Raw genomic sequence first — 8611 nt, forward strand, 5'->3', positions numbered from 1 at the left:
CCTCAACCAGCTGCTGGTCGAGATGGACGGCTTGAAAGTGGATGATAAGGTGCAGGTACTGGTGGTGGCGGCCACCAACCGGGTTGATATGCTGGACCCCGCTCTGTTGAGGCCCGGCCGCTTTGACCGCCAGGTAAGAGTGGATTTGCCGGACAAGCAGGGTAGGCTCGAAATTTTAAAGCTGCATACCAAAAACAAACCCCTGGCCGATGATGTTTCCCTGGAGGTTCTGGCCAGGGAGACTTTTGGCTTCAGCGGTGCCCACCTGGAGAGCCTTGCCAATGAGGCAGCCATTCTGGCCATGCGGGAGGGTTGCGATGTCATTCACCAGCGGCATTTCCACGAAGCAGTGGATAAGGTCATGATGGGGGACCGTCTGGACCGCCGGCCCGCTCCGGCCGAGTTGAGGCGGGTAGCCATTCACGAAACCGGCCATGCTCTATTAAGTGAACTGGTAAGGAGTGGCTCCGTATCCACCCTGACCATTACTCCCCGGGGGCAGGCGCTGGGTTATATGCGTCAGGTCCCCGAGGATGATACCTATTTGTACACAAGAGACTACCTGGAAAATCAAATAGCCATCATGCTGGCCGGGGCGGTGGCCGAAGAATTGATCCTGGGGAACCGCAGTACTGGAGCCAGTAATGATTTCCGGGAGGCCACCCGTGTAGCTGAACAGATCATCAAAAATGGCATGTCCCGTCTGGGTGTTGTGGATGTGGAAGTCCTTCCCGGCTGGCTGCGTTACCGTGTACTTACGGAAATTCTGCGAGAACAGGAGGAACGCGTACGTTCCTATTTGAGTGAAAAACGGGGTGTTCTGGAGCGGGTGGCACAATTGCTTTTGGAACAGGAGAAGGTTACCGGCGAGGAATTCCGCCGTTTGCTTAACCCACCAGCTGCATAACGCATGAAACGAAGGGGCAAATTTGGTGCAAGGGAGGTCTATTGACCTCCCTGTAGTACATTTTACCGGGGATGGCAGGGTTTTTAGGTATCCTGGCGAAAAGATAAATTTAAGGGGAGATAAGGAAGTGAGTACATGCAGGCCGAATTTATTTTCACCGGCACTGAACTGCTTTTAGGAGAGGTGCTCAATACCCATGCCCAGTATCTGGGTCAACAAATGGCAGCCCGGGGGATTGAGGTTGTCCTGCACACTACTGTGGGCGACGATTGGGACCGTCTTGCCCGGGCTCTGGAAGACGCCCTGGGAAGGGCTGATCTGATTATTGTTACCGGAGGTCTGGGTCCCACCACCGATGACCTTACCAAAGATACCGTAGCCAGGGTGCTGGGGTTGCCCATGGTAATTGACGAACCGACGCTGCAACGACTCCAGGAATTCATGGCAAGCCGGGGGGCGACCGTATCCGGGAGCATGGCCAGACAGGCCTGCTTCCCCGCGGGGGCCAGGGTGTTGCCGAATCCTGCGGGTACCGCTCCGGGGGCCCTGCTGGAACACCGGGGCAGGGTGATCATCCTCTTGCCCGGACCACCCCGGGAATTGAAAGCCATGTTTGAGACCTCGGTGGCTCCCTACCTGGACTCCCTGGGCAACCGGGGGACGGTTACCCGTACCAGATTGCTCAAGGTTACCGGGATCTCCGAATCCGGGGTTCAGGAGCTGATCGGTGACCTGGGGGGGCAGGGTAACCCCGGCATAGCTTACGTGGCCAAGCCCGGGGAGGTGCATGTACGCATTAGTGCCAGGGCTGCTGATGGTGCTGCGGCCGACCAGATGGTGAACGGCTTGTTGGAGAAGGTGCGGGAGCGCCTGGCTGATTACGTGTTTGGGATGGATGAGGATGTTCTGGAGGAAGTGGTGGGGCGGCTGCTGGCGGAAAAAGGTTTGACGTGCGCCCTGGCGGAATCCTGTACCGGTGGGTTGACTGCCGCCCGCCTTACCTCCATACCCGGTAGTTCCGCTTATTTTTTGGGCGGTGTTGTGGCTTACGATAACAGGGTGAAGGAAAAAGTCCTGGGTGTCCCGGCAGGGGTTCTTCAAACCCACGGTGCCGTAAGCCGGCAGGTTGCCCTGGCCATGGCCGAAGGAGTAAGGTCACTTACCGGAGCGCACCTGGGGTTGTCCATTACCGGTATTGCCGGTCCGGGCGGGGGTACCCCGGCCAAACCTGTGGGGCTTACTTATATTGCCCTGGCTGCTCCCGATGGTACCAGTTACCGGGAATTTCGCTTTCCAGGCCACCGTCAGGCAGTTAGGCAGGGAGCGGCCAATGCTGCGCTGAACATGATCCGGCTCTACCTGCTTTCCCGACCCCAGCCCCGTCCATGAATTGTACCAGCCCGGGGCTCCTCTTTTAACCCGGCCCGGTGGGTACTAATTTTTTAAGGTGGTGTTTTAACGTGTCCAATGATAGATTGAAAGTTCTTGAAGCGACCTTAAGTAAAATTGAGCAGAGTTTTGGCAAAGGGGCCATTATGAGGCTGGGTGAAACTGCTAGATTGAACGTAGAGGTAATTCCCACCGGTGCCCTGTCCCTGGACATTGCCCTGGGGGTGGGTGGAGTCCCCCGGGGTCGGGTGGTGGAAATCTTCGGCCCGGAGTCTTCGGGAAAGACTACCGTAGCCCTGCATATTATCGCCGAAGCCCAAAAGGCCGGCGGCATAGCTGCTTTTATCGATGCGGAACATGCTCTGGATCCGGTCTACGCCAAAAACCTGGGAGTTGATATTGAGAATCTGCTGGTTTCCCAGCCTGATACAGGTGAGCAGGCCCTGGAGATCTGTGAAGCACTGGTGCGGAGTGGTGCTATAGATGTCGTGGTCATTGACTCTGTAGCAGCCCTGGTCCCAAAGGCCGAAATTGAAGGGGAAATGGGTGAGCTCCAGGTTGGCCTGCAGGCCCGCCTGATGTCCCAGGCCCTGCGCAAGCTGACCGGTGCTATCAGTAAATCCCGGACGACGGCCATTTTTATCAACCAGTTACGGGAAAAGGTGGGCGTGATGTTTGGGAACCCGGAAACCACACCCGGTGGCAGGGCGCTGAAGTTTTACGCTTCCATACGCCTGGAAGTACGCAAGCTGGAAGCGTTGAAGCAGGGTTCGGATATCATCGGGTGCCGGACGCGGGTGAAGGTGGTTAAAAATAAGCTGGCCCCGCCCTTTAAACAGGCAGATTTTGATATCATGTACGGTACGGGGATTTCCCGGGAAGGTACGCTTTTGGATCTGGCCACGGAGATGAAAATTGTGACCAAGAGCGGGACCTGGTATTCTTACGGAGAGGAAAGGCTGGGGCAGGGGCGGGAGAATGTGAAGGAGTATTTGCGGGAACACCCGGAAGTGGCACGGGAGATTGAGCAAAAAATTCGCCAGCAGCTTCAGATAGGCGGTCTTAAAATCGCTTCCACAGGTGACGAAGCCACAGGTGAATAATTTAATGGCGCTTTTGTATTGCCCGTTGCTGGCGAGGGATGAGCCTTGACATTCTCCCATAAAATATATAGAATTATCGTTGGGAGAAAATAGAATTGGTAACTACCAGGTACGGGTTTGAAATAGATACAACCTTCTACAGGGAGGGTCATAACCTCAAGATTTGCCTCTAAAAGAGGTAGAGGGGGTTTTTCTTGCCCGTGGCCTGAAAAGAAGTAGTGCCGATTCTTTTTCTACCGAGTCAAACTCGGTCTTTTTTTTGTATACCTGATAAACATCCAGGCAGATCCCGGGGGTTGGAAATGCCGGGATGTCAGGGAGTATGTTTGAGGGAGGTGAGACAATTTGCAGGCTATGATCGCAGTTGTAACAGTGGTCGCTGCAGTGGTTGCTTTTGCCATTGGGTATCTGGTTCGCAAGTACCTGGTGGAGGCGAGGATTGCTTCGGCCGAAACTGAAGCCAGGAAGATAATAGAAGAGGCAGAAAAGGCTGCAGAAGCAAAAAAACGGGAAGCTATCCTTGAGGCTAAAGAAGAAGTCCTGCGTTTGCGCAATGAGATGGAGAGGGAAAATAAGGAGCGCCGGTCCGAACTGCAGCGTCTGGAGCGGAGGCTCCTGCAGAAGGAAGAAACCCTCGACCGTAAAATCGAGTCCATTGAACGCAAAGAAGAAGCCCTTAACCGTAAGGAGGCAGAGATTGAGAGCCTGAAAACGCGATTGAACGAGATTTATCAACAACAGGTTAGCGAACTTGAACGTATCTCGGGGCTGACTTCGGAGGAAGCACGGCAGCAGTTGCTGGCAGGTATTGAAAAGGAAGTACAGCACGAGGCGGCCCTGATGATCAAGGATGTGGAAAACAAGGCCCGGGAGGAGGCAGAAAGGCGCGCCCGGGAGATCATTTCCCTGGCCATTCAGCGGTGTGCCGCGGACCACGTCACTGAAACTACGGTGGCGGTTATTCCACTGCCCAGTGATGAGATGAAGGGCCGCATCATCGGGCGGGAGGGGCGGAACATTCGCGCTTTTGAAACTCTGACCGGGATCGATTTAATTATCGATGATACTCCGGAAGCTGTAATCCTTTCAGGGTTTGATCCGATTCGGCGGGAGATTGCCCGTATTGCTCTGGAAAAGCTCATTGTTGACGGGCGCATTCACCCCGCCCGCATCGAAGAAATGGTGGAAAAAGCTCGCAGGGAAGTGGAGGCCCAGATACGTGAGGCCGGAGAGCAGGCTACTTTCGAAACCGGGGTGCACGGGTTGCATCCCGAACTGGTTACTCTTCTGGGCCGCCTGAAGTTTCGGACCAGTTACGGGCAGAACGTGCTCAAACATTCCATCGAAGTAGCCCACCTGGCAGGGCTGATGGCTGCCGAGCTGGGTGTGGATGTACAGATCGCCAAGCGGGCTGGTCTGTTGCATGACATTGGTAAGGCGGTCGATCACGAGGTGGAGGGCCCCCACGTCTCCATAGGTGTGGAACTGGCTAAAAAGTATCGCGAACATCCAGAGGTGATAAATGCTATTGCCGCCCACCACGGGGATCAGGAAGCCCGGACCATTACCGCCGTGCTCGTACAGGCGGCTGATGCCATATCCGCCGCCCGGCCCGGCGCACGCAGGGAAACCCTGGAAGCCTATATTAAACGGCTGCAAAAACTCGAAGAAATTGCCAGTTCGTTCGAGGGCGTGGACAAGTGCTACGCTATCCAGGCAGGCCGGGAGATCAGGATTATGGTTAAGCCGGACAAGGTTGATGACCTTGGGGCTGTCCGCCTGAGCAGGGAGATTGCCAAGAAAATCGAAAAAGAACTGGATTACCCGGGCCAGATTAAAGTAACCATTATACGGGAAACCCGGGTGGTTGATTATGCAAAATGACCCCTTGAAAGGGGTCATTTCCCTTTCATGGTATAAAATTTTTTCAAACTGCTTCCCTTAAAGAGGCAGGAACTTGCACGATGAAACCGAATTTAAACGTATTGCTGGTATGAGGACAAAAGGAAGGTGACTTTTTTGGTAACGGGCAGGGAAGATGTTGCAGATAGTGTGGGATTGCTGATCTCCATCCTGGTGCGTTACCCTGAGGTGGCCACCATCAATTTTGATCCCGGCAGACAGGTCTTGAAGTTTACCTTTATTGCTTCCCGGGTTCTCAATTACCGGGAAATAGCGGCGCTTAAAGGAATGCTGCTTGATAGTATAGAGGTTTTCAGCATGCTGGAAGGCAAGCAGACCAGGGTCAGTCTCATAGACCATCAGATTTGCGATCAACTGACCATGATCGAGGTCCAGCGCGATGTGGAAACCCTGGTTCAGGAAGAAATTGCGCTTATCGTACAGCTTCTACGCCAGTTTCTGGATGATAACCTGGTTACTGAAGAAAATGACTCTCTCTTTGAAGAGGAGTTGCTCATCCAGGAAGAAATTATTGAGCACATGCTTGAGAGCATGCGCATTGCTGCTGAAGACAAGCATCTTTTTGCCTTTCGGGAAGACGGCCGCGTGCTGGTTTTTAACAAGTAACCAGGGGGATACTTCCAGTGCGTTTACTTTTCATCGGCGATATTGTTGGTCGTCCCGGCAGGAGAGCTTTGAAAGAAAACCTGCCGGGGTTGCTTCAGGAACTGGACATCGATTTTGTTGTGGCCAATGGTGAGAATGCCGCGGGAGGCAACGGTATTACCCGTGAAGTGGCCAGGGAACTGCTGGCTAGCGGTATTGACGTCATCACCATGGGTAATCACGTCTGGGATCACAAGGAAATCTTCGACCTTATAGAGCAGGAAAAAAGGATCTTGCGTCCGGCCAACTACCCTCCCGGAGTACCGGGCACGGGTTTTTATCTGGGGGAGGACGGGCACAATAGAAAAGTGGCGGTTTTGAACCTGGCCGGCCGTGTTTTCATGTCGGAACTTGATTGCCCCTTTCGCAAAGTGGATCAGTTATTGAGTCAGCTGGGTGGTTTAACCAGGGTAATCCTGGTGGACTTTCATGCCGAGGCTACCTCTGAAAAAATGGCTATGGGGTGGTACCTGGCAGGACGGGTATCGGCGGTTTGCGGTACTCATACCCACGTCCAGACGGCTGATGAGCGCATCCTCCCGGGTGGGACCGCTTACATTACCGATGTGGGCATGACCGGCCCCCGGGATTCGGTGATTGGCGTTAAAAAAGAACTGGTACTGAACAAGTTTCTCACCCAGTTACCCCGTCGTTTTGAAGTGGCTGCGGGTCCCTATCAGTTCAACGCCGTAGTAATCGACGTTGATGACGACAGTGGAGAAGCGCGTGAAATCAGGAGGATTCAAAATTACGAATAGTCAGAAGTTAGAAAAAAGATCCCAAAAAACGTGCGTCTTAAAAAAGGAATTTTTCTAACCTTAGCGAATATATATTTTACGAACTGTAGCAGGTGCCGGAAAAATTTTTCCACAGAAGAAGGAGGTCTTTGGTGCGCATGGAAGTATTAAAGGTTTCAGCAAAGTCCAATCCAAATTCTGTTGCTGGAGCCCTGGCCGGTGTTCTCCGTGAACGTGGCTGTGCGGAAATACAGGCTATTGGCGCTGGTGCCCTTAACCAGGCTGTAAAAGCGGTAGCCATTGCACGAGGATTTGTAGCACCACATGGAATGGACCTGATCTGCATACCTGCCTTCACCGATATTATTATTGACGGGGAAGAAAGAACGGCGATCAAGCTTATAGTGGAGCCCAGGTAACAATTGATAGTTAACTTTATGCAGGCGGCCTGTTTATTCCGGTTACGAATAAACAGGTTTTTTTAGTTTATTCAAGGGAGGAAAAGAAGGTGGACTGGTTGAAGCTGCACCACCGGAGCATGGTGGTGGATGCCCATTGTGACGTACTGACGGCTATGGAAGTTCAGAACCGTCATCTCTCGGAGGTGGGAAAGGGCGGGCATGTGGATTTAATACGCTTGCGCCGGGGAGGTGTGAATGTTGTTTTTTTGGCCGCCTTTATTGCCCCGGTGTACCGGGAGCGGGCCGTGGCCAGGGCCCTGGAACTCTTCGACAGGTTTTATGCTGAAATGGAAGCCAACCGGAAAGAATTAATGCTGGTTACCTGTTTTGATGATATTGCGGCGGCCCGGGATTCAGGTAAGATTGGTGTTCTGCTGGCCATAGAAGGCGGGGAGGCTCTGGGTGGCCGTCTCGAGGTGCTGCGCATGTTTTACCGGTTGGGGGTGAGGAGCCTGACTCTAACCTGGAACGGGCGTAACGAACTGGCCGATGGGGTGGCTGAAGAGGGAACCCGGGGTGGCTTGACCGTTTTCGGCCGGGAGGTGGTTAGAGAAATGAACCGGCTGGGTATGCTGGTGGATGTTTCCCATCTATCTGAGGCTGGTTTCTGGGATGTGCTGGAAGTATCCACAGCGCCGGTAATTGCTTCGCACTCCAACACCAGGCACGTCTGCAATCACCGACGCAACTTGAGCGACGACCAGATCCGGGCCCTGGCTGCCCGTGGTGGGGTAATAGGACTGTGCTTCTGTCCCGAATTTGTTCATCCCTCGGAACCTTCACTGGACAAACTGCTGGATCATGTTGATCACATGGTCGCTCTCGGAGGGGTGAACTGCGTGGGAATAGGTTCCGACTTTGACGGTATTAAAAATGTTACCCCGGGATTGGAGGACATCTCCTGCCTGCCCTCCTTAACCCGTGCCCTGTGGCAACGGGGATACCGGGACGAGGAGATTTCTGCCATCCTGGGGGGGAACTTCTTGCGGGTGTTCCAGCAGGTTCTCCCGGCAGGAAGAAATGCCAGTCGTGTCGAATGAGGTGAAGTAATGCCCTGTGATCTGCACGTCCACACTACCTTTTCTGACGGCACCGACACCCCCGGCAGGGTTGTAGAAGAGGCCTGCGGGGCGGGGCTTTCTGCCCTGGCCATTACGGACCATGATAGCATTGATGGCGTACTTCCCGCGCTGGAGGTGGGCAAAAGGCTTTCCTTCCCGGTTTTGCCCGGGGTGGAGCTGAGCACGGAGGAAGAGGGCCGCGAAGTACATATTCTCGGCTATCTTTTTCGCATTGATCATTGCGAGTTACTTGGTCGTCTTTCCCTTTTTCGCCGGGCCCGGGTGGAACGGGTGGTGAAGATGGTGGAAAAGCTCCGTTCCCTTGGAATACCGGTGGAAGTGGAACAGGTGCTGGGACTGGCCGGAGGGGGATCGGTCGGACGGC

At 54.1% G+C, this 8611-nt stretch carries 9 protein-coding genes; all 9 read left to right on the forward strand.

The features are described from left to right. Nucleotides 1-907 (forward strand): AAA family ATPase (locus tag ACPLUI_RS03540; protein WP_424658898.1); only part of this gene is annotated, 907 nt, incomplete at its 5' end. A 135-nt stretch (nucleotides 908-1042) separates the two neighbouring features. Beyond that, entirely contained in the window at nucleotides 1043-2296 is a 1254-nt protein-coding gene (locus ACPLUI_RS03545) for a competence/damage-inducible protein A (RefSeq protein WP_424658899.1), read from the forward strand. A 71-nt stretch (nucleotides 2297-2367) separates the two neighbouring features. After that, nucleotides 2368-3399: a recombinase RecA gene (gene recA, locus ACPLUI_RS03550; RefSeq protein ID WP_424658900.1), complete on the forward strand. Its 1032-nt coding sequence runs from the start codon at nucleotides 2368-2370 to the stop codon at nucleotides 3397-3399. A gap of 354 nt (nucleotides 3400-3753) precedes the next feature. Further along, nucleotides 3754-5283: a ribonuclease Y gene (gene rny, locus ACPLUI_RS03555; protein WP_424658901.1), complete on the forward strand. Its 1530-nt coding sequence runs from the start codon at nucleotides 3754-3756 to the stop codon at nucleotides 5281-5283. A gap of 126 nt (nucleotides 5284-5409) precedes the next feature. Continuing rightward, a complete protein-coding gene (locus tag ACPLUI_RS03560) occupies nucleotides 5410-5928 on the forward strand; it encodes a hypothetical protein (RefSeq protein ID WP_424658902.1) in 519 nt (172 codons plus the stop codon). 17 nt (nucleotides 5929-5945) lie between these two features. After that, entirely contained in the window at nucleotides 5946-6725 is a 780-nt protein-coding gene (locus ACPLUI_RS03565; protein ID WP_424658903.1) for a TIGR00282 family metallophosphoesterase, read from the forward strand. A 137-nt stretch (nucleotides 6726-6862) separates the two neighbouring features. Continuing rightward, nucleotides 6863-7123, forward strand: a complete 261-nt coding sequence (locus ACPLUI_RS03570; RefSeq protein ID WP_013823423.1) for a stage V sporulation protein S — start codon at nucleotides 6863-6865, stop codon at nucleotides 7121-7123. 89 nt (nucleotides 7124-7212) lie between these two features. Continuing rightward, a complete protein-coding gene (locus ACPLUI_RS03575) occupies nucleotides 7213-8205 on the forward strand; it encodes a dipeptidase (protein ID WP_424658904.1) in 993 nt (330 codons plus the stop codon). A 9-nt stretch (nucleotides 8206-8214) separates the two neighbouring features. Further along, nucleotides 8215-8611, forward strand: a 397-nt coding sequence (locus ACPLUI_RS03580; RefSeq protein ID WP_424658905.1) for a PHP domain-containing protein, incomplete at its 3' end; no start/stop codon positions are given.

This window comes from Desulfofundulus sp., assembly GCF_049701015.1.
GTDB lineage: Bacteria > Bacillota > Desulfotomaculia > Desulfotomaculales > Desulfovirgulaceae > Desulfofundulus.

Coding starts and splice junctions, on each gene's coding strand:
- ACPLUI_RS03545 (WP_424658899.1), top strand. CDS start 1,043: ATGCAGGCCGAATTTATTTTCACCGGCACTGAACTGCTTTTAGGAGAG.
- rny (WP_424658901.1), top strand. CDS start 3,754: ATGATCGCAGTTGTAACAGTGGTCGCTGCAGTGGTTGCTTTTGCCATT.
- ACPLUI_RS03570 (WP_013823423.1), top strand. CDS start 6,863: ATGGAAGTATTAAAGGTTTCAGCAAAGTCCAATCCAAATTCTGTTGCT.